The organism is Halomonas eurihalina (assembly GCF_008274785.1).
Taxonomy (GTDB): Bacteria; Pseudomonadota; Gammaproteobacteria; order Pseudomonadales; family Halomonadaceae; genus Halomonas; species Halomonas eurihalina.
On record NZ_VTPU01000002.1, the window covers coordinates 65,836 to 85,346 of the forward strand.

Sequence of the window (19,511 nt, forward strand, 5' to 3'; positions counted from 1 at the left end):
TGCTGCCAGTACGCCCATGGCCTGGCCCTGTGCCGACCCCGCGTTCTTGTACTCATGCCCCTCGTCGACGATCAGCAGGTCGAAGAACTGATCAGGCAGATAGCGCTTCACGAACTCGCTCGGCTGAAAACCGCCCTCACCGAAGCCGAACTCGATGTTGGCCATCGCCCGCTCCATTCTCGTCGCCTGTCGATCGTTGAACACCAGGTCGCCGTTCTCGTCCATCAGGTTGATGAACTCGTGCACGTTGTCGGCCAGCATCGACGAGAGAAATGCCTCCCCGAACTGGTCGATCAGCTTCTCCGATGTCACCTTGCCGATGGTCGGAATGCGTTGCAGCGCCTTGAGCACCGAACGACGGCGGGCACCCCCTTCGGGTTGCCGCTGTCGTATGAGTGTCCAGAGCGGACCACCGCATGCTTCGCATCGCTGCTGACGCTCGGTCTGCTGAAACAGCTCGAACCTGATCGGCTCGTTATCACTGTCGTGGATCATACCGCCGCAGTCCGGGCACGCCGCGAAGCGTCCGTCCAGCGTACGCTTTGGGGTGGCCACCGGGATCCAGTGAAACCCCATTCGCATCCGCACACGGCCCATCACGTAGAACTCCGGCCGACCATCGCTGGGCTGTCCCAACTGCTCGCGCAGCTTGAGCAGTTTCGCCAGCGTGTCCGGGCCATTGAGTACCCAGACCCGCGCCTCGGGTATCGTCTCGAGGATCTCGCGCCGCCACTTGTAAACCAGGTGCGGCGGCGAGACGATCAAGGACCGGCGATAGCCTTCATTCGCCATCACAGCGGCGACAGCGATCGCCATCATCGTTTTGCCGGTACCCATCTCGGCGTTGATGATGCCGGCACGCTCGTTCTGATCCAGCAACAAGGCTGATATCGCCTGGACGACATCGGCCTGTGCCGGGAACGGCTTGCGCGACAGTGAGTCCATCACCGCCTGGCGACCCGGGTGCCCCCGACCATCGTAAACCGGGGGGTGGGTATGGTTGAGCGTATCCAGCAGCCCATCACCGAACTCATCGATGAAATCGTTGAGCGCGATGACGTTATCCGGTGTGGTGCATGGCATGTTCATGTCCATCTCCTTACGAAAATGGGCAGACATGCGCCCAGCGGGCAGCTTGTCTGCCCGCGTGGGGAATGATCGCCTTGAGGAGCGATCGTGGTTGGGTTATGCCGTCTCGGCTTCCGAGTCGGTGGTTTCAGCAACGGCCGGAGCAGCCGGCGTCGACGTGATTGTGAACAGTCGGCCCCTGTCGGGAGAATCCGCTGTCACGTCCCAGGCCATAATGGCCGGCACGAAACGGTCAGTCAGAGTGCGACGCTCGGTGATGTTGCCGTCGGCGTCCTCCTCAAACTCGACCTGCGCAGCTTTCTCTTTGAAGGTATCGCCCTTCACGACCAGTTGACGCCCCGACCTCGAGGTCACGATGCCCGATATGCCTCCCGCTGCCAGTGACAGTGCGAGGTGCCAGCTGGACAGCTGACGCAGCGGACGTCTTTGCGTGACGCCATCCGTCCAGAACGCGAGGTTGAAGTCAGGCCATAGGCCGCCGAGGCGGTCCATTTCCTGCTCCAACTGCTCGGGTTCCAGCGACACGCGATAGCAGTGCGGCGTGCTACTCGAAGCCGGTGGTACATCGTAGGATTCGCTGCTCCAGTATTCCGGCAGGATGTCCGGCTCGATGTCCTTCGAGCCGATACCCTGTAACAGCGTTTTGACCTCTTTCGCCTTGTTGCTGGCCAATAGTGCATTGCGCCTGGCGCGCACTCCGAACACGATCACCTGCTGGAACGTGTCCACGGCAGCCCGGTAGACGCTGACGCGATCGAAATGCTGGGCAACCCAGCTCGATAGCTCGTCATCGAACACATACCCCGGCACGATCATGACCATCACCCCACTGTATTGCAGGAGATGCACTGACCGCTGGTAGAACAGCTTCTCCAGTCGCTGTCGCCCCTTGCCGGCATACCCCTTGCTACCGCCGGTCTCGCCAACGAGGTCGCCATAGGGGGGATTGAAGAACAGCAACCCGAACGATCGCGGGGATATGACGGTATCCATCAGATCCGACTGGATCCCCACATCCACGACGCGCTGCATGTGCCGAGCCCGCTCCAGGTCGTATTCGATGCCATAGGCATCGGTACGCTCCCGGCCCAGGCGATGTGCTGTTTCCAGGATCGCCATGCCTTCGCCGGCACAGGGATCGAGGATTCGCACACGTTGGTCGTGCGACGCATCCAGCGCATTCAACACACGCTCGAGCGTGGCCTCATCGGTTGGGTAGTAACCATTCTTGGCAAAGTTGCGTGCCAGGCGTGGAAACATCAGAGCCATGGTGGCCTCCTGGATTATTGGATGGTGAGTTCACCGGACTGAATGCGGTGGCCGATCGCCTCTTGTACTGAAGCCAACGAAAGATCGATCCAGACGCCGGACAGACGCTCGGACGTCTGGTCGAGCATGCGGATGGCTTCATGCTCGAGGAGCAACTGAACGATCGTCGGTCGCCAGTGATCCAGTAGCGGATATGCCGCCAGATCCCGCAGTCGCGCCCAGAGCATCGCGCTCTTGTCTTGCTGGGAATCTCTTTCGTTGAAGATGGCATAGCACTGCCGATTGGCCCGGTCGGGCTCCTGGCAGCGCTGATCGAACAGCCAGAGGTTCAGCAGACTGCCGAATCGCGTTTGTCGATAGGTCCGCGTGGTGCGCTTACCTAGTCGGTCGCGGTTCAAGTGCAACCGGACTGGCCGCTCTCCCATCAAGGTCAAACTGTCCAGGTCGCCTTCGCCAATCGACAACGTCAGCTTGGCCATCAACTCATGGATCGCGGTATCCCGTCCCCAGAGGGATAGGAACACTGCGCTGTCGCTATCGGCGACATAGCTGTCCAGAAAAAGCTCCGGGGCCTCCTCGAGGCGCCGGAGCCGTGGTTGAGTCGCCGTAATAAGGAAAAGGGGCGAGCTACCCCCGAGGGGCAGGCGTCGCCCCTCGGGGAAGTGAATGTGATCAGATCCGCTTGAGGATGGCGTCGTAGCGATCGGAGAAGCGGTCGAGTAACCCGATCAGGCGGAACCGGCCATTGGGGGCGTTGAGCAACAGCTGCTGCAACTGATTCCGATAGTCGTTAGAGACCACGATATCGAGATTGGGAATCGCGGTCTTGGATATGATCTGGTCGAGATCCACCAGATCTGTCGCGAGCAGCTCGTACACTCCGCCGGGTGCAGGCTGGGACAGCTCATAATAGGAGGAAAGGGTAGGCTGGGAGTCCAGGTCAATGAGGAGCACCCTGAACCCGGCATCAGCCAGCAGGCCGCCCAGGTTGGCCGTTGAGGTCGTCTTGCCGACACCGCCCTTGGAACAAACTGTTGCAGAAACACACATTTAGCTGCACCTCATCCAAATTGAAAGGAATGAGTGCAAGACTGAACGCTAGGCCGAAGGAGAGATTTTACAAGCACAATCGCCGCCCTAGAAGGCGGCGATGATGTACAGCAAGCTTTTGATTTTCAACCATCTAGTAGATGGTGCCGACACCAGGAGTCGAACCCGGGACCTACTGATTACAAGTCAGTTGCTCTACCAACTGAGCTATGTCGGCTTGGAATACAGTCTCGACTCGACTTGGAAAGCAGGACGAGAAACAGGTTGGCGTGGCTGGGGTAGCAGGATTCGAACCTGCGCATGCTGATACCAAAAACCAGTGCCTTACCACTTGGCGATACCCCAGCATTGTGGTGGCCAGAGACGGAATCGAACCGCCGACACGGGGATTTTCAATCCCCTGCTCTACCGACTGAGCTATCTGGCCCGCGCCAACGGTGCGTATTAAACCCTAAAGCCCTTTTTGCGTCAACCGTTTCTTTTCAAAAAGATGGCGTATACAGCACCTTGAGGCGTTTCAGCGTTCGGGAGGCACGTAGCCTTCTGCCTGGTCGGTTTCCTCGTTGTTCAGGAAGTGCTCCAGTTGCTCCATCAGATAGGACCGGTCCGTGGGGTCGAGCATGTTGAGGTGCTTCTCGTTGATCAGGCGGGTCTGCAGGGCTTGCCACTCTTCCCAGGCGCGCTTGGATACGCTGGCCTGGATCTCGCGGCCCTTCTCGCCGGGCAACGGAGGGAAGGGGAGGGCTTCCAGCTCTTCCTGATACTTGCGGCAGAATACGGTCTGGGTCATCGGGATGGCTCCTTGGCTGATTCGGATGCATGGCCTGCGGGTGCGGACAGGGTGAAGGGGCGCAGCGACTCCAGCAAGCCCTTGACCGGCGCGGCGAGTCCGATGTTGGCAGGATCGGTGGGGTCGAACCAGCGCCGGCTTTCTCCGACCGCGTCGAGGCACGTCACGCGGGCCGGCTGTGGGGTGATCTCCAGCCGGAAGTGACTGAAGGTATGAGTGAAGGTAGACCACTCGTCATCGAGCTCGGCGCCCGGTGCGTGCTGATCCAGCCAGGCCTGCAGGGCCTCGGAATCCTCGAATTGCGGCAGACTCCAGAGGCCGCCCCAGAGCCCGCTGGAGGGACGTTGCTCGAGCAGCACGCGGCCTGAGTCATCCAGGAGCAACAGCATGAGGGTCTGCCGGGTGGGGAGTGCCTTCTTCGGTTTGGATTCCGGGAAGCGCCGTTCCTCGCCTCGCTCGTGGGCGAGGCATTCGGTCTCGAAGGGGCAGCGCCCGCACTCCGGGCGGCCGCGGCGGCAGAGTGTCGCGCCCAGGTCCATCATCGCTTGGGTGAAATCGATCACGCGCTCAGCGGGCGTGTAGCGCTCGGCCAGCGACCACAGCCGGCGTTCCACGGCAGGGCGCCCGGGCCAGCCCTCCACGGCATGTAGGCGGGTCAGCACCCGCTTGACGTTACCATCGAGGATCACCGCGCGCCGCCCGGTACTCTGGGCGATAATCGCCCCGGCGGTGGAGCGGCCGATGCCGGGCAGGCTGGCCATGGCCTCGAGGCTGTGCACGGGGAAGGCGCCGTCGTGCTCTTCCATCACGACCCGGGCGGCCTTGTGCAGGTTGCGTCCCCGGGCGTAGTAGCCAAGCCCCGTCCATAGATGCAGAACTTCGTCCTGGTTGGCGGCGGCCAGGGCTTCGACGTCGGGAAAGCGCTCCATGAAGCGTTCGAAGTAGGGGATCACGGTGGTGACCTGGGTCTGCTGGAGCATGATCTCCGAGACCCAGACCCGATAGGGCGTTCGGTTCTGCTGCCAGGGCAGGTTGTGACGTCCGTGCACATCGAACCAGTCCAGCAGGCGGCGCTGGAAGGTCTCGGGAGGCAGAACGACGGGTGGATGGTCGGTCATGAAGGGGCTCGACACGCAAAAAAGCGCCGATCGCGAGGACCGGCGCAGTGACTGGCTTTACTTGATGCTCATTTCAATAGACTCTCGAGGGTGCCACGAAGTTCACCGCCGGCTTTTTCTTCCAGCTTGTCCATGGCGTCCTCGAGACGCTTGTCGATTTCTTCGCCGGCGCGCTGGGAGGCCTCCTGGCGCAGCAGCTCACCGAGAGAGGCCTGTAGCGCCTGGCGGTCGAAACGGCACCACTCGTTGCTGTCGCCGCTCAGTTGTCCTTCGCAGTGAACGGGGAACGGCACCTTTTTGAGGCGCGGATTGACCTCGCAGGCCGCGTCCACGGTATCGGTGAAACGGGCGTTGGCCTTGAGGTCGAAACGTTCGCTGGCCACATCGAGCTGCCCCTGACCGTTCATGTCGATACCCGGTATCGTGACGGCAAGGTCGTCACTTTCGGCCACGCCATCGCGAATCTCGAAACTGGCCTCGGTGCGTTGCAGGCTGGTGCCTTCCTCCCATTCGCGGCTGGTCTGCTCTCCCTGGAGACGAGCTGCCGTGGTGCACAATTGCTGTGACACGTTGGTTTCGGTCAGGCGGCCCTTGGTGAGCCGGGTCTCGAGGTGGCCGTTCAGGGCGCGCTTGAGCTCGGTCAGGCTGTTGCCTTGGCTTTCGAGTTCGCCGCTGCCTTCCAGCAGGCCCTGCAAGGGGGCCGGTTCATCGCCCAGGGATTCCAGCAGGTCGCCGAGGCGTACCGCGGTGACGTTCGGCGAGAGCTGCCAGCGAAGCGGGGTCTCGCGAGCATCGAGCGAGCCGGTGGCCGAGAGTTGGCCATCATGCAGGTCCGCTTCGAAGCGCGTCAGGCGGTGGTGACCTTCCTGGCCTTCCAGCGCCAGAGTGACGTTTCGGAAGTTCTGCCGCAGGAAGTGGAGCTCGCCGAGCTCGAGACGTGTGTCGAGATCCAGATCAGCCAGCCAGCTGGCGGGCAGAAGCGTCGGGGATTGTTCGGCATAGGCCCGGTCGAGAAGGGGCAGGCTGGCGCTGGTCTCCGAAGAGGGGGCGTCGGGAGGCAGGTAGGCGTCCAGGTCGAGGGTGTCACCCTGCAGGTTGGCACTCAGGCTTGAGCCGTCGAACTGGCCAGCCAGGCGGCCGCTAAAGGTGCTTCCGTCCAGGCCAAGGGTCAGGCCGTCCAGGGTGATTGATTGCAGGTCTCCCTCGACCGGGCTGGTCAGGCTGACGTCGCTCAGGGCCGTGTCGCTGGCAGTGGCCGGCATGGCGTCGAGTCGCGTCAGCCAGGGGCGCAGCGACAATGGTTCCAGTTGTAATTGTCCGCGATAGCTCGGCGCCGTGAACAGCTCGGTGACGTTGAGGTTGCCCGTCAGTTCAAGGCTGTCGGGGCCTGTCAGGTGCAGTTCGCGGAGCTGGGCGGTCTGGGCCTCCAGGTCGGCATCCAGTTGAAGCCCCATCGCCAGTGCCAGGCGCTTCTCGCCGAGTCGCGGATGCAGCAGGCTGGTATCGAGCTGGCCATCGGTCAGCGTCACATGTTGTTCGCTGAGGTCGAGTATTGCCTCGGCGGCGGTGAGGTTGAGCTTCTGTGTATCCGGGGCATCGCCGAACCGAGAGTCGGTCTGCAGGGATAGCTCCTGGAAGACATGGCGCCCCTCCGTCAGGCCGAGATCGACCCGCGTCTTGAGAATGATGTCGCTGGCCAGGGTCGCTGCCTCGGTGTCGAGGTCGTCGTCCAGGAGCACGCGCAGGCTGGCATTGAGCGGGAAGGGGCGATCGGGATTGACGTTGTGACCGGTGATGTTGAGTTGTTCCAGGGTCACGTGCCGTTCCGCCTGGGCGTCGCGGTAGTTGACCTGGCCTTGGTGGACCTGGACGCTGGCGATATTGAGCGCCACCGATAGCCCGCTCTCGCTCGATTCCGCGTCGGGGTTGGGGCCGGCGCTGGCGGGTGCGAGCACGGCCTCGGCTTCCTCGCCACGGCTTTCCAGTCGCTCGATCAGCGTCTCCCAGTTACCGCGGCCCGACTCATCCCGCGCCAGGTTCAACAGCAATCCCTCGAGGGTCAGGCCGTCGATGGCGATCTCCCCGCGCAGCAAGGGCGCGAAGGCGAGGCTGACCTCGGCGTGGTCAATGGCCGCGAAGGGACGCTCATCGGACGACTGGTTCGGCAAGCGTGCCTCGGCGGCTTCCACGCCGACTCCCAGCCGGGGATAGAAGGACCAGTTGAGAGGGCCATCCAGTTCCAGCTCCAGCCCGCTATGCTCGCGCACCACCTCGACGAGGCGTGGCTTGAGGTCCTCGGGGTCGAAGAAGGTGGTGACGAAGACCACGGCACCGACCGCCACCAGCCCGAGAATGCCGATGGTGGCCAGCAAGGTACGCAAGATTCGCTTCATTGCCCGGCTCCTTTGGGCAGCAGGTCGAGTTCGAAGTAGTCACCCGCCTGGGTCAGGCGATAACCGATCCGTTGCAGCAGCATCTGGTCGGCCATGGAAAGCTGTGAGCTTAGCATGCGCAGTCGCAAACCATCGTGATGCGCGGCCTTGCCCGTCAGTGTCAGCAAGCGTGAGCCGACGCCACGGCGTCGCGTGGCCGTGCGCACGCACAGGTGGGAAAGCCACCAGGCCTCGGCATCGGGGCGAACCGCCACGGCGCCCAGCAGTCGGTCGTTGAAGTGCGCGCAACAGAAGAAGCGCGCCGCCGCCAGGTGCTCGCGGATGAACGTCTCGGGATCATGTGGCAGACGCTCGGCGGGAGCATCGGCGTAGATGCGGAGCAGATCGGTGCGGACCTGGGCATCCGCTTCCCAGGTCGCCTGGTCGACTCGCTGAAGCGTGACCGGCATGCATGATTCTCCCGTCTAGGGTGGCGTACACCGCCATCGCTGAATGGTTGGCATTGTAGCGGATGGGGGTGGCGTTTCACTATAATGGCGTTCTGCGTCGGCGGCCTGCCATCGGCGCCTTCTGGTCCAAGCGACCGGTCTTCCTTCGACAAGCGCCATGGCGCTGGAGATTCAACATGTCCGAGCGTACCGCCACGGTCACCCGCGACACCAAGGAAACCCAGATCACGGTCACCATGAACCTCGATGGCGAGGGGCGTTTGACCTGCGAGACTGGCGTGCCTTTCCTCGATCACATGCTCGATCAGGTAGCGCGCCACGGGCTCATCGACCTAGACATCAAGGCGGTGGGCGACCTGCACATCGATGCTCACCACACGGTCGAGGACCTTGGCATCACCTTGGGCCAGGCCTTCGATCAGGCGATCGGCGACAAGCGCGGCATTTACCGCTACGGCCATGCCTATGTGCCACTCGACGAGGCACTGTCTCGGGTTGTGGTAGACTTTTCCGGCCGTCCGGGCCTGTTCATGGATGTCGAGTTTACCCGTGCCACTCTGGGTCAGATGGACACCCAACTGTTCTGGGAGTTCTTTCAAGGGTTCGTCAATCACGCTCGGGTCACCCTGCATATCGACAACCTGAAGGGCTTCAATGCCCACCACCAGGCGGAGACCATCTTCAAGGCCTTCGGCCGCGCCCTGCGCATGGCCGCGGCCGAAGACCCACGCATGGCCGGCCGGATGCCGTCCACCAAGGGCAGCCTGTGAAGGAAGCGTCGAGCCTCGTCGTCAAGTGCCAGGCGCTCGAGCCGTGTTTCCTGAATCCGCCGACCGATACGAGGAGCACCCCATGACCATTGCCGTCATCGACTACGGGATGGGCAACCTGCATTCCGTCGCCAAGGCATTGGAGCACGTGACCCACGAAAATGTCGTGGTGACCCGTGATGCGCGACGCATCAATGGCGCCACGCGGCTGGTGCTGCCGGGCCAGGGCGCCATTCGCGACTGCGTGGGCGAGCTGGAGCGCACCGAATTGCGTGGCCTGGTAGAGGAGCTGCTGGCCAGCCAGGACAAGCCACTGCTGGGCATCTGCGTCGGTCAGCAGATGCTTCACGAGCGCAGCGAGGAGAACGGCGGCATCGATTGCCTGGGTTTCATGCCTGGCCAGGTGCGGCGCTTTCCCGCCGACATGCGCGATGAGAGTGGCAATCGGTGCAAGGTGCCGCACATGGGTTGGAACCTGGTGCATCAGCACCAGGAGCATCCGTTGTGGCAGGGCATCGACCAGGACGAGCACTTCTATTTCGTGCACAGCTATTATGTCGAGGTCGAAGACGACGCCACCCTGTTCGGCACCACCGATTACGGCCGGGTCTCGGCTCATGTGGCGACCGGCCGTGATGCCACCTTCGCCGTGCAGTTCCACCCGGAGAAGAGTTCTCGGGCGGGTCTCCGGCTGCTGGAAAACTTCGTTCACTGGATGCCCTGAACGGCACCCGGTCTCTCGCCGGGCCCCGCCCTGGAGGATTTGACATGCTGGTAATTCCCGCCATCGATCTCAAGGATGGCAAGTGCGTCCGTCTCAAGCAGGGGCGCATGGACGACGCCACCACCTACGGCGATGACCCGGTGGCCATGGCCGCTCGCTGGGTAGAGGCCGGGGCGCGCCGTCTGCATCTGGTCGATCTCAATGGTGCCTTCGAGGGGAGGCCGATCAACGGCGAGGCGGTCACCGCTATCGCCCGGGCCTACCCGGAGCTGCCGATCCAGATCGGTGGCGGCATTCGTAGTGCGTCGACCATCGAGCACTACCTGGATGCTGGTGTCTCCCAAGTGATCATCGGTACCAAGGCGGTCAAGGAACCTGACTTCGTCACCGAGATGTGCCGTGCCTTTCCGGATCACGTGATCGTCGGTCTCGATGCGCGCGACGGTTTCGTAGCCACCGATGGCTGGGCCGAGGTGTCCACCATCAAGGCCACGGAACTCGCCAAGCGCTTCGCCGACGATGGTGTTTCCGCCATCGTTTATACCGATATTGCCCGTGACGGCATGATGGGCGGCGTCAATGTCGAGGCCACCGCCGAACTGGCCCGCCAGGGCGGCCTGCCGGTGATCGCCTCGGGCGGTGTCACCAACCTCGACGATCTGCGCTCGCTGGTCGAGGCAGGGGAGCCGGGGATTCTCGGTGCTATCACCGGTCGCGCCATCTACGAAGGCAGCCTCGATGTGGCCGAGGGCCAGCGGCTATGCGATGAACTCACCCGCCAACGAACCGGGAGCTGAACCATGGGACTCGCCAAGCGCATCATTCCCTGCCTGGACGTCGACGCGGGGCGCGTGGTCAAGGGCGTCAACTTCGTCGGCATCCGCGACGCCGGCGATCCGGTGGAGGTCGCCCAGCGCTATAACCATCAAGGGGCCGACGAGATCACCTTCCTCGACATTACGGCCAGTCACGAGAACCGCGACACCACGGTGGAAATGGTCGAGCGCATCGCCGGCGAGGTGTTCATTCCCTTGACCGTGGGAGGCGGCATACGCACCTGCGATGATATCCGCACCATGCTCAATGCGGGCGCCGACAAGGTCTCGATCAACACCGCCGCCGTGCACAATCCCGACTTCGTTCATGAGGCCGCGGAACGTTTCGGCAGCCAGTGCATCGTTGTGGCCATCGACGCCAAGCGGGTCTCCGGCGAGAACGAGACGCCGCGCTGGGAGATCTTCACTCATGGCGGCCGCCGGCCCACTGGCCTGGATGCCGTGGAGTGGGCGCAGAAGATGGTGGAGCTAGGGGCCGGCGAGCTTCTGCTGACCAGCATGGACCGCGACGGCACCAAGCAGGGCTTCGATCTCGGTGTGACCCGAGCGATCAGCGATGCGGTCAGCGTGCCGGTCATCGCCTCCGGCGGTGTCGGCAACCTCGATCACCTGGTGGAAGGCGTCAAGGACGGCGGAGCCGATGCGGTACTGGCCGCCAGCATCTTCCATTTCGGGGAATACAGCATTCCCGAGGCCAAGCGGTATATGGCCGAGCGGGGTATCGAAATGCGCCTTTAGAGCGCTGCTTGAGAGTTCCTTCAAGGACCATTTACTGCCCCACCGTCTTCATGATGCGGGTCTTCAGGCGTCCGGCCAGGCTGGAAAGGGCGAACAGGATCGCGGCCAGGCTGACGATGGTCGGGCCGGTCGGTGTGTCCAGCCAGAATGCCGCCTGCAGCCCGCCGGTGGTGGCGCTCGCCCCGAAGGCGGCGGCCAGCAGTGCCATGGTCTCCGGCGTGCGGCTGAAAGGGCGCGCCGTGGCCGCCGGAATGATCAGCAAGGCGGCAATCAACAGCACCCCCACGACTTTCAAGGCCACGGCCACGACCACGGCGAGCGACAGGGTCAGGATAAGCTGTTCGCGTTTCGGGTCGATGCCGCTGGCGTAGGCGAGGTCGGTATTGAGCGTGGCGGTCAACAGATTCGGCCAGCGCCAACTCATCAGCCCCAGGACGAGGGCCGCTCCGGCCCAGATGACGGCCAGGTCGGCCTTGCCGACGGCGAGGATGTCGCCGAACAGGTAGGCCATCAGGTCGATCCGCACCCCGGAGACGAAGGACACTGCCACCAGGCCGAGGGCCAGCGCCGAATGCGCCATGACGCCCAGCAGGGTATCCATGGCATAGCCCCTGCCGCTGAGCGTCGAGACGATCGTTGCCATGATCAGCGAGGTGGCCAGCACGCCAGCGAGGATCGAGGTCGACAGGACCAGCGAGAGGGCGACGCCGAGAACGGCGGCGTGGGCAGTGGCATCGCCGAAATAGGCCATGCGCCGCCACACCACGAAGCAGCCGAGTGGGGCTGCGGCGAGGGCGACGCCGATGCCGGCCAGGGCGGCGCGGACCAGGAAGTCGTCGAAGATCATGAGACCAGCTCCGCCGTTTCCTGCCGATGGGCGTGGTCATGCCGGTACAGGGCGAAGGCATCCTGGATGTCATGCCCGAACATGGCCTGGTAGGCCGGTGAGGTGGCCACGCGTTGCGGCGTGCCTTCGCAGCAGATGGACTTGTTCAGGCAGACGACGCGATCCGAGGCCCGCATCACCACATGCAGCTCGTGACTGACCATCAGAATGCCGCAGTCGAGTTCGCGTCGCACCGACTCCAGTTGCCGGTAGAAGTCGGCGACGCCGCGCTGATCGAGCCCTTGGGTCGCCTCGTCGAGAATCAACAGGTCGGGAGACTCGAGCAAGGCGCGGGCCAACAGGATGCGCTGGAACTGGCCGCCCGACAGTGAACTCATCTGGTGCCTGCCCAGCCCTGCGGCGCCGGCCCTCTCCAGGGCTTGTTCGATCCGCTCGGGGGCATGCCGCCGGGGCAGTCCCATGAACCGGGTCACCGTCATCGGCAGGGTCGGGTCGAGGTGAAGGCGCTGCGGCACATACCCCATCACCAGGCCGGGGGCACGATGTATCTTGCCCCACGCCGGTGTCAGCGAGCCGATGATGGCTTTCAGGAGCGTAGTCTTGCCCGAGCCGTTGGGGCCGACGATGGTGACGATCTCGCCGCGTTCGATAGCGAGATGGATGTTGTCGAGGATGGCGCGGCCATCGATGTCGACATCCAGATGTTCGATGCTCAGCAGTGTCATGGAACCTCTTCCGGCAACCAGCCGGGATAATGCGATGCGGGCAATGCGGGGATGGCGTGCTTGACTTTGTTGTTATGTTATAACATAAATATTTGTCGCTCAATTCCCTTGCACCACACCTGTTCCTGGAGGAAGTCATGACATTTCGCGCCCGCCATTGCTTGATGGCGCTGCTGGGAGTCCCGGCCATCGCGGCTGCCGATGTGCCCGATGTGGTGGTGGACATTCCACCGGTCCATTCGCTCGTCGACCGTGTCATGGGAGATCTGGGGTCGCCCGATCTGGTGATTCAGCCGGGTGCATCACCGCATGGTTATTCCATGCGGCCATCTGAAGCCTCCGCGCTGGATCGTGCCGATGTCGTGTTCTGGATTGGCGAGGAGCTGACGCCCTGGTTGAGCGGCTCGCTGGAGAGCCTGGCCGGCGATGCCGAGAGCGTCGCCCTGCTGGAAGTGCCTGGCACGAAGACGCTGGCATTTCGTCAGGGGGCTACCTTCGAGGCCCACGATCACGATCATGGGCATCATCATGGCCACGACCACGACCACGACCACGACCACGACCACGACCACAGCCACAGCCACAGCCACGATGCGCATCATGCCCATACCCACGATGGCACTGATCCACATGCCTGGCTCGATCCGGAAAATGCGCGGGTGTGGCTGGATGCCATTGCCCAGTCGCTGGTCGATGCTGACCCGGAGCACGCGGAGACCTATCGGGAAAACGCACGCCTCGGCAAGGAAGAACTCGAGAAACTGATCGGTGAGCTGGAGGAGCGTCTTGCCGATGCCCATGGCGCCCGCTTCATCGTCTTTCACGATGCCTATCAGTATTTCGAGAAGCGCTTCGACCTGTCGGCCGCCGGGGCCATTTCCCTGGGCGATGCGTCGGACCCCAGTCCGGCACGCATCGATGAGCTCAGGGGCATGGTGCAGGAGCTGGGTGTCGACTGTGTCTTCAGCGAGCCGCAGTTCAACCCTCAACTGGTGGAAAACGTGTTCGACGATACCGGCGTCGATACATCCATCGTGATCGATCCTCTGGGAACTGGGCTGGCTCCCGACGCGGATCTTTACCCTCGGCTTCTGCGTCAGTTGGCGGATGGTGTGGCGCAATGCGCCTCGGGAGGCTGATCGCGGTCTCGCAACGGGATCGACAAGGCTCGTTGAAGAAAATCTTGTTGTTATGATATAACGTATTTTGTTTTGCCGGGTTCTACAGAAAAATCAATCGATAACGATCAACCTACAACGAAAGGGAGGGCATCATGGGCATGCCATATGCAAAGAGAGCGAGTGTCCTGGCCATCAGCCTGCTGGCGATGGCCGCCGGTCAGGTGGCGCTGGCGCATGAAAATGGTCACGGTGAGCATGACCATGATCACGGGCACAGTCATGACCACGGACATGATCACGACCATGACCACGGACACAGCCATGATCACGGCCATGGCCACGATCATGACAGCGACATCTACGCTGGTTATTTCGAGGACAGCCAGGTGAAGGACCGGCCGCTTTCCGATTGGGAAGGGGACTGGCAGTCGGTTTATCCATACCTCCAGGATGGCACGCTCGATCCGGTCATGGCCTACAAGGCGGAGAAAAGCGACGAGAAGACCGCCGAGGAATACAAGGAATACTACGCGACAGGCTACGAGACGGATGTCGATCGCATCGTGATCGATGGCAGCACCGTCACCTTCCACGAAGGGGGCGAGTCGATGTCCGGCGAGTATGCCTATGACGGCTATGAAATTCTGACCTACGAGGCCGGCAACCGCGGCGTGCGCTTCATCTTCGAGCTGGAGCAGGGTGGTGACGAGCTTCCCGAATATATCCAGTTCAGCGACCACAGCATCTATCCGACCGATGCCGATCACTACCATCTTTACTGGGGTGACGACCGCGAAGCCTTGCTGGAGGAAGTCACGAACTGGCCGACCTATTATCCTTCCAGCCTGAGCGGTGATGAGATCGTCCGTGAAATGAAGGCCCACTAGGCACTTTCATGCCCGACCCACCGGTTCGCCGGTGGGTCATCCAGACCCGATGCGTCGGGCCTGTTCCATGCCAGCCCCTTGAAAACCGCCCCTAATGTCACCACCCTCTCCACGCGGATCCAGAATGGACCGCCCGCGGCTGACCGCCGTCGGTAACGAGCTCGAATCTGAACCCATTCCGACTTTGAAAGGAGGTATTGGATGTCAGTGCAGACATCGTCCAACCGACCGCTGCCACAAGCGAACCTGCATATCGCCACGGAGGCTCCCGAGGCCGACAGCCGGATCCGTAGCGCGCCGCGTCCGGGGCAGGATCCCTATCCGACCCGACTGAGCGAGCCGTTGGATCTCCCCTGGCTCAATCGCCGCGAGCCGGTGGTCAAGGGAGAGGAGGCCGATGGGCCGCTATCGGCCGCGCAGCTCGATACCTTCGAGCGCCAGGGCTTCATCTTCGAGCCGGACTTCCTGAAAGGCGAGGAGCTCGAGGCGTTGCGCCACGAACTCAACGCCCTGCTGGCCCGGGATGACTTCCGCGCACGCGACTTCGCCATCACCGAGCCGCAGGGCAACGAGATCCGTTCGTTGTTCGCGGTGCACTACCTGTCGCGAGTCTTCAGCCGCCTGGCCAACGACGAACGCCTGGTGGGCCGTGCCCGGCAGATTCTCGGCGGCGAGCCCTATGTCCATCAGTCGCGCATCAACTACAAGCCCGGCTTCGAGGGCAAGGGCTTCAATTGGCATTCCGACTTCGAAACCTGGCACGCCGAGGATGGCATGCCCGCCATGCATGCGGTGAGTGCATCCATCGTGCTGACCGACAACCACACCTTCAACGGGCCGCTGATGCTGGTGCCCGGCTCACACCGGGTATTCGTGCCGTGCCTGGGCGAAACGCCGGAGGATCATCACCGACAGTCGCTCAAGACCCAGGAATTCGGCGTGCCGAGCCGCCAGGCGCTGCGCGAGTTGATCGATCGGCACGGCATCGAAGCGCCCACCGGCGCGGCGGGTGGTCTGCTGCTGTTCGACTGCAACACCCTGCACGGCTCCAACGCCAACATGTCGCCGGATCCGCGCAGCAACGCCTTTTTCGTCTACAACCGTCGTGACAACCGCTGCGTCGAACCTTATGCGGCCACCAAACGTCGCCCGCGCTTCCTGGCCCATGAGCCGGATGAGGGGTGGTCGCCGGATGGCTGAGTCGGGGGTAGACTAAGAAGCATGGCCCTTTTCAGGCCTCTCTCTAACAAGGAGTCGAGTCGGACATGCGCTTCGTTCCCCGTTTCACCGATGGCCGGCATTTTCCGGAACCACTGGGCAAGATCGTCTGCGTTGGACGCAACTATGCCGATCATGCCCGGGAGTTGAACAACCCGGTCCCCAGCGAGCCGTTGCTGTTCATCAAGCCGGCCACCAGTGCCGCGGATCTGACCGCGCCCATCCAGGCCCCTTTCGCACGCGGCGAGGTCCATTTCGAGACGGAGCTGGCACTGCTGGTCGGTGAGTCGCTGAGCGACGCCGCGCCCGATCAGGCCGAACGTGCCATTGTTGGGATCGGCCTGGCGCTGGACCTGACGCTGCGCGATGTCCAGGCGCGCCTGAAGGACAAGGGGCAGCCTTGGGAAGTGGCCAAGGCCTTCGATGGTGCCTGTCCGATGTCGGCCTTCCTGCCGCTCGCCGAGACACCGAACTGGAACGCACTGGAGTTTAGCCTGGACGTGAATGGTGAGCGTCGACAGCATGGCCTGGGCGCCGACATGCTGTTTACGGTGCCGATGCTCTTGGCGGAAGTGAGCCGCCACTTCACGCTGTTGCCCGGGGATGTCGTGCTCACTGGCACGCCCGCCGGGGTGGGGGAGCTGCAGCGTGGCGCGGACCTCTACTTTCGACTGACCGGTGGCCTGACCGTGGAGACCCGGGTGACGACGGAGTGAGCGCCAGGTCGACCTGAACGATATCCGTGACATATCCAACGACAAGGCCCCGCCGAGTTATCTCGGCGGGGCCTTGTCGTATTGACGGGGCAGCCCGAAGGCCGCCCCGGTGTCGGGTCTATTGCTGCTTCAGCTTGTAGGCCACCACGTAGTCGCCGATGGTGGTGCCGATCGAGCCGTGCCCGCCGGCCACCTGGACAACCATCTGCTCGCCCTGGCTGTTGAGGTAGGTCATCGGCGTTGCCTGGCCACCGGCTGGCAAGCGAGCCTGCCACAGCTGCTCGCCGGTGCTGAGGTCGTAGCCGCGCAGGTAGTCGTCCACGCTGGCGGCCAGGAAGGCCACGCCACTTTCGGTGATGATTGGCCCGCCGATGCCCGGCACGCCCATCTTGATCGGCAGCGGCAGCGCCGTCATGTCCTCGATGGTGCCGTTCTTGTGCTTCCAGGCGATCTCGCCGGTGCGCAGGTCGGTGCCGGCAACATAGCCCCAGGGGGGCTGCTGGCAGGGCACGCCGAACGGCGACAGGAAGGGCTTCATCTCGACCGCATAAGGGCCACCGGCGTTCTCGTTGAGGCCGTGCTCACCCTGGTTGGTCTCGCCCAGATCGGCGCCTTCCTTGGGCACCAGGGTGGAGGTGAAGGCCAGGTACAGTGGCATGCCGAACATCACCTGGCGCTTGGGATCCACCGCGATGCTGCCCCAGTTGAAGACCCCGAAGTTGCCCGGGAAGACGATGGTGCCCTGCTCGGAGGGCGGCGTGTACTGACCCTCGTAGCGCAGCGACTTGAACTGGATGCGGCACATCAGCTGGTCGAGCGGGGTCGCGCCCCACATATCCGCCTCGCGCAGGGTTGGCGGCCGGAAGCTCAGGCTCGAGATCGGCTGGGTCTCGGCAGCATGGTCACCCTCGATGGTGCCCTGGGGTGCCGGCTGTTCGGAGATCGGCAGGATCGGCTCGCCGGTCTCGCGGTTCAGCACATAGACGTCGCCCTGCTTGGTCGGGATCACCAGGGCCGGCTGGGTTCCCTGCTCGGTATCGAGATCGAGCAGGCTGGGCTGGGCCGGGGTGTCCATGTCCCATAGGTCGTGGTGCACGAACTGCTGGACCCACTCCACCTGGCCAGTTTCCAGGTTCAACGCCACCACCGAGCTTGCGTACTTCTCCTCGGCCTCGCTGCGGTACATGCCTAGCTGGTCAGGCGTGCGGTTGCCCATCGGGAAGTAGATCATGCCCAGCTCTTCGTCGGCACTGGCGATCGACCAGCTGTTCGGCGAACTGGTGGTGTAGGTCTCGTCTTCGGCGATCGGGGCGGTCTCGTCCGGGTTGCCGGAATCCCAGTTCCACACCAGCTCGCCGGTCTTGGCGTCGTAGGCGCGGATCACGCCGGACGGTGAGTCGACGGCATAGTTGTCGTTGACCGAGCCGGATACCACGACCTTGCCGTCGGCCACGACGGGGGGCGAGGTAGAATAGTAGAAGCCGGCCTGCTTGAACGGCATGTTGTGCAGCAGATCGAGCTCGCCGTTGTCGGCGAAGTTGCTGCAGCGCGCGCCGGTTGTCGGGTCGACCGCGATCAGGCGGGCGTCAGAGGTCGGCAGGAACAGCTGGGCGTCGCATTGCATGGCGTCCAGGTCCTCGGCCGGGCCGCTGGCGACCTGCACATCGATGTCGTCCGGCTCGCCGGCGCTCGGCGGCAGGTAGGAGACGCCACGACACGTCTGGTGCTGGCGCGAGCTTTCCGCCGGGACCTTGGCGTCGTAGACCCACTGCTCTTCGCCGGTATCGGCATTCAGGGCGATCAGCCAGTTGTGCGGGGTGCACAGGAACAGCGAATTGCCGATCTTCAGCGGGGTCGCCTCGTAGGTGGTCTCGCCGACGTCTTCAGGGCCTTTCACGTCACCGGTCTGGTACTGCCAGGCCTGTTCCAGGTCGCCGACATTCTCCGGTGTGATCTGCTCCAGTGGCGAATAACGCTGCCCCAGGTTATTGCGCCCATAGGCATGCCAGCTTTCCTGGGGCGTGTCACCGATGTTCGCGTCTTCCGAGACTACGTCGCGGCTCAGCTCACCCTCGGTGCGATGGGCATCGACGGTCAGGCTGGCCAGGGTGCCCACGCCGATGATCGCCCAGACCGGCAGCAGCAGGGCCAGGCCGGCGCGGCTGCCACTCTTGGGCGTGATCAGTAGCGGGATGGCGAGGATCAGGAATATGCCCAGTCGCGTGGCCAGCGGCCACCAGTCGTAGCCGGATTCCCACAACGACCAGGCGGTGGTCGCGATCAGGAAGAGCGCATATAACATCTGGGCGGTGGGGCGGCGTGATCTTGTCAGGGCCCCGACCACGATCAGGACGATGCCGGCCAGCGCGTAGTACCAGCTACCGTCGAGGGTGATGAGCCAGATGCCACCCCCCAACAGTGCTAGCCCAACCAGCCAGAAGATGAGCGAAAGAATGATCATGAATCAAGCTCCTTGCCATGGAAGAAGTCCTGAATAAGATCGCGCCCCCGGTACACGCCAGGTCTGGCCATATCGGCGATTACACCAGTCGTGCCGCCGAATGCAGCGGCCGTGGCGGACGCTGCATTCGGCGTTGGATACCGTTCTGCGATTTATTCGGTGTTTCTGAAGTCGTCAATTGATAGCATTTTATAATAATTAGCCTGTGAGTTAAATGCGCCCGCCCATGCTGGTGGCCTGGATGTGGCACTCTGGGCGGGTCGCGATTATCACTATGGTCTAATGGACCGAGAATGTCAGTATCGGAAGT

Annotated in this window: 18 protein-coding genes, 3 tRNA genes and 1 pseudogene; 8 read left to right on the forward strand and 14 right to left on the reverse strand. The window is 63.0% G+C overall.

Annotated elements, in window-relative coordinates:
- Positions 1-735: 735 nt before the first annotated feature.
- From FZZ93_RS18745 to FZZ93_RS03295, 11 genes and pseudogenes are all read right to left on the reverse strand, one after another.
- Positions 736-1,119 (reverse strand): annotated as a pseudogene (locus tag FZZ93_RS18745) (DEAD/DEAH box helicase family protein); the annotation flags it as partial.
- A 66-nt stretch (positions 1,120-1,185) separates the two neighbouring features.
- Positions 1,186-2,358 (reverse strand): DUF6094 domain-containing protein, encoded by a 1,173-nt coding sequence (locus FZZ93_RS03250; RefSeq protein ID WP_149320902.1) that lies wholly within the window; start codon positions 2,356-2,358, stop codon positions 1,186-1,188.
- A gap of 14 nt (positions 2,359-2,372) precedes the next feature.
- Positions 2,373-2,882 (reverse strand): hypothetical protein, encoded by a 510-nt coding sequence (locus FZZ93_RS03255; protein ID WP_149320903.1) that lies wholly within the window; start codon positions 2,880-2,882, stop codon positions 2,373-2,375.
- A 148-nt stretch (positions 2,883-3,030) separates the two neighbouring features.
- Positions 3,031-3,408, reverse strand: a complete 378-nt coding sequence (locus FZZ93_RS03260) for a ParA family protein (protein ID WP_149320904.1) — start codon at positions 3,406-3,408, stop codon at positions 3,031-3,033.
- Positions 3,409-3,549: 141 nt separating this feature from the next.
- Positions 3,550-3,625, reverse strand: a tRNA-Thr gene (locus tag FZZ93_RS03265).
- Between the two features lie 53 nt (positions 3,626-3,678).
- Positions 3,679-3,753 (reverse strand) — tRNA-Gln (locus tag FZZ93_RS03270).
- 6 nt (positions 3,754-3,759) lie between these two features.
- Positions 3,760-3,835 (reverse strand) — tRNA-Phe (locus tag FZZ93_RS03275).
- A 90-nt stretch (positions 3,836-3,925) separates the two neighbouring features.
- Positions 3,926-4,198 carry an oxidative damage protection protein gene (locus FZZ93_RS03280; protein WP_149320905.1) on the reverse strand — a complete coding sequence of 91 codons (273 nt, stop codon included), beginning with the start codon at positions 4,196-4,198 and terminating at the stop codon, positions 3,926-3,928.
- Positions 4,195-5,316: an A/G-specific adenine glycosylase gene (gene mutY / locus FZZ93_RS03285; RefSeq protein WP_149320906.1), complete on the reverse strand. Its 1,122-nt coding sequence runs from the start codon at positions 5,314-5,316 to the stop codon at positions 4,195-4,197. Before mutY ends, FZZ93_RS03280 begins: the two co-directional genes overlap by 4 nt.
- Before the next feature lie 68 nt (positions 5,317-5,384).
- Complete coding sequence (locus FZZ93_RS03290; RefSeq protein WP_149320907.1) at positions 5,385-7,709, reverse strand: AsmA family protein; 2,325 nt, start codon at positions 7,707-7,709, stop codon at positions 5,385-5,387.
- Complete coding sequence (locus FZZ93_RS03295; protein ID WP_149320908.1) at positions 7,706-8,158, reverse strand: acetyl-CoA sensor PanZ family protein; 453 nt, start codon at positions 8,156-8,158, stop codon at positions 7,706-7,708. Before FZZ93_RS03295 ends, FZZ93_RS03290 begins: the two co-directional genes overlap by 4 nt.
- 176 nt (positions 8,159-8,334) lie before the next feature.
- Here FZZ93_RS03295 and hisB point away from each other — a divergent pair, with 176 nt between their 5' ends.
- The 4 genes from hisB (at position 8,335) to hisF (ending at position 11,226) form a co-directional block, all read left to right on the forward strand.
- Positions 8,335-8,928, forward strand: coding sequence for an imidazoleglycerol-phosphate dehydratase HisB (hisB, locus tag FZZ93_RS03300; protein ID WP_149320909.1), 594 nt, complete (start codon positions 8,335-8,337; stop codon positions 8,926-8,928).
- An 82-nt stretch (positions 8,929-9,010) separates the two neighbouring features.
- Positions 9,011-9,652 carry an imidazole glycerol phosphate synthase subunit HisH gene (hisH, locus tag FZZ93_RS03305; protein WP_149320910.1) on the forward strand — a complete coding sequence of 214 codons (642 nt, stop codon included), beginning with the start codon at positions 9,011-9,013 and terminating at the stop codon, positions 9,650-9,652.
- A gap of 44 nt (positions 9,653-9,696) precedes the next feature.
- Positions 9,697-10,449 carry a 1-(5-phosphoribosyl)-5-[(5-phosphoribosylamino)methylideneamino]imidazole-4-carboxamide isomerase gene (gene hisA, locus FZZ93_RS03310; protein ID WP_013333770.1) on the forward strand — a complete coding sequence of 251 codons (753 nt, stop codon included), beginning with the start codon at positions 9,697-9,699 and terminating at the stop codon, positions 10,447-10,449.
- A 3-nt stretch (positions 10,450-10,452) separates the two neighbouring features.
- On the forward strand, positions 10,453-11,226 hold the full coding sequence (gene hisF, locus FZZ93_RS03315) for an imidazole glycerol phosphate synthase subunit HisF (protein ID WP_149320911.1): 774 nt from the start codon (positions 10,453-10,455) through the stop codon (positions 11,224-11,226).
- A 31-nt stretch (positions 11,227-11,257) separates the two neighbouring features.
- Here hisF and FZZ93_RS03320 read toward each other — a convergent pair whose 3' ends face one another.
- A complete protein-coding gene (locus tag FZZ93_RS03320; protein WP_149320912.1) occupies positions 11,258-12,073 on the reverse strand; it encodes a metal ABC transporter permease in 816 nt (271 codons plus the stop codon).
- Complete coding sequence (locus tag FZZ93_RS03325; protein WP_149320913.1) at positions 12,070-12,798, reverse strand: metal ABC transporter ATP-binding protein; 729 nt, start codon at positions 12,796-12,798, stop codon at positions 12,070-12,072. The genes FZZ93_RS03320 and FZZ93_RS03325 overlap by 4 nt, the downstream gene beginning before the upstream one ends.
- 137 nt (positions 12,799-12,935) lie before the next feature.
- Here FZZ93_RS03325 and FZZ93_RS03330 point away from each other — a divergent pair, with 137 nt between their 5' ends.
- The 4 genes from FZZ93_RS03330 (at position 12,936) to FZZ93_RS03345 (ending at position 16,740) form a co-directional block, all read left to right on the forward strand.
- Positions 12,936-13,937 carry a zinc ABC transporter substrate-binding protein gene (locus tag FZZ93_RS03330; protein ID WP_149320914.1) on the forward strand — a complete coding sequence of 334 codons (1,002 nt, stop codon included), beginning with the start codon at positions 12,936-12,938 and terminating at the stop codon, positions 13,935-13,937.
- A gap of 134 nt (positions 13,938-14,071) precedes the next feature.
- Entirely contained in the window at positions 14,072-14,806 is a 735-nt protein-coding gene (locus FZZ93_RS03335; protein ID WP_149320915.1) for a metal-binding protein ZinT, read from the forward strand.
- A 201-nt stretch (positions 14,807-15,007) separates the two neighbouring features.
- Positions 15,008-16,006: an ectoine hydroxylase gene (gene thpD, locus FZZ93_RS03340; RefSeq protein ID WP_149320916.1), complete on the forward strand. Its 999-nt coding sequence runs from the start codon at positions 15,008-15,010 to the stop codon at positions 16,004-16,006.
- 65 nt (positions 16,007-16,071) lie between these two features.
- Positions 16,072-16,740, forward strand: a complete 669-nt coding sequence (locus FZZ93_RS03345; RefSeq protein ID WP_149320917.1) for a fumarylacetoacetate hydrolase family protein — start codon at positions 16,072-16,074, stop codon at positions 16,738-16,740.
- Between the two features lie 118 nt (positions 16,741-16,858).
- Here the strand turns inward: FZZ93_RS03345 and FZZ93_RS03350 are convergent, their stop codons facing one another.
- Positions 16,859-19,201, reverse strand: coding sequence for a glucose/quinate/shikimate family membrane-bound PQQ-dependent dehydrogenase (locus tag FZZ93_RS03350; RefSeq protein ID WP_149320918.1), 2,343 nt, complete (start codon positions 19,199-19,201; stop codon positions 16,859-16,861).
- Between the last annotated feature and the right edge of the window lie 310 nt (positions 19,202-19,511).

Bases quoted from the DNA above. Each gene is read 5' to 3' on its own strand.
- FZZ93_RS03325 (WP_149320913.1), bottom strand. From the start codon at position 12,798: ATGACACTGCTGAGCATCGAACATCTGGATGTCGACATCGATGGCCGC.
- mutY (WP_149320906.1), bottom strand. From the start codon at position 5,316: ATGACCGACCATCCACCCGTCGTTCTGCCTCCCGAGACCTTCCAGCGC.
- FZZ93_RS03335 (WP_149320915.1), top strand. From the start codon at position 14,072: ATGGGCATGCCATATGCAAAGAGAGCGAGTGTCCTGGCCATCAGCCTG.
- hisA (WP_013333770.1), top strand. From the start codon at position 9,697: ATGCTGGTAATTCCCGCCATCGATCTCAAGGATGGCAAGTGCGTCCGT.
- FZZ93_RS03330 (WP_149320914.1), top strand. From the start codon at position 12,936: ATGACATTTCGCGCCCGCCATTGCTTGATGGCGCTGCTGGGAGTCCCG.
- FZZ93_RS03260 (WP_149320904.1), bottom strand. From the start codon at position 3,408: ATGTGTGTTTCTGCAACAGTTTGTTCCAAGGGCGGTGTCGGCAAGACG.
- hisF (WP_149320911.1), top strand. From the start codon at position 10,453: ATGGGACTCGCCAAGCGCATCATTCCCTGCCTGGACGTCGACGCGGGG.
- thpD (WP_149320916.1), top strand. From the start codon at position 15,008: ATGTCAGTGCAGACATCGTCCAACCGACCGCTGCCACAAGCGAACCTG.
- FZZ93_RS03320 (WP_149320912.1), bottom strand. From the start codon at position 12,073: ATGATCTTCGACGACTTCCTGGTCCGCGCCGCCCTGGCCGGCATCGGC.
- FZZ93_RS03345 (WP_149320917.1), top strand. From the start codon at position 16,072: ATGCGCTTCGTTCCCCGTTTCACCGATGGCCGGCATTTTCCGGAACCA.
- FZZ93_RS03290 (WP_149320907.1), bottom strand. From the start codon at position 7,709: ATGAAGCGAATCTTGCGTACCTTGCTGGCCACCATCGGCATTCTCGGG.
- hisB (WP_149320909.1), top strand. From the start codon at position 8,335: ATGTCCGAGCGTACCGCCACGGTCACCCGCGACACCAAGGAAACCCAG.
- FZZ93_RS03280 (WP_149320905.1), bottom strand. From the start codon at position 4,198: ATGACCCAGACCGTATTCTGCCGCAAGTATCAGGAAGAGCTGGAAGCC.
- FZZ93_RS03250 (WP_149320902.1), bottom strand. From the start codon at position 2,358: ATGGCTCTGATGTTTCCACGCCTGGCACGCAACTTTGCCAAGAATGGT.
- FZZ93_RS03350 (WP_149320918.1), bottom strand. From the start codon at position 19,201: ATGATCATTCTTTCGCTCATCTTCTGGCTGGTTGGGCTAGCACTGTTG.
- hisH (WP_149320910.1), top strand. From the start codon at position 9,011: ATGACCATTGCCGTCATCGACTACGGGATGGGCAACCTGCATTCCGTC.
- FZZ93_RS03295 (WP_149320908.1), bottom strand. From the start codon at position 8,158: ATGCCGGTCACGCTTCAGCGAGTCGACCAGGCGACCTGGGAAGCGGAT.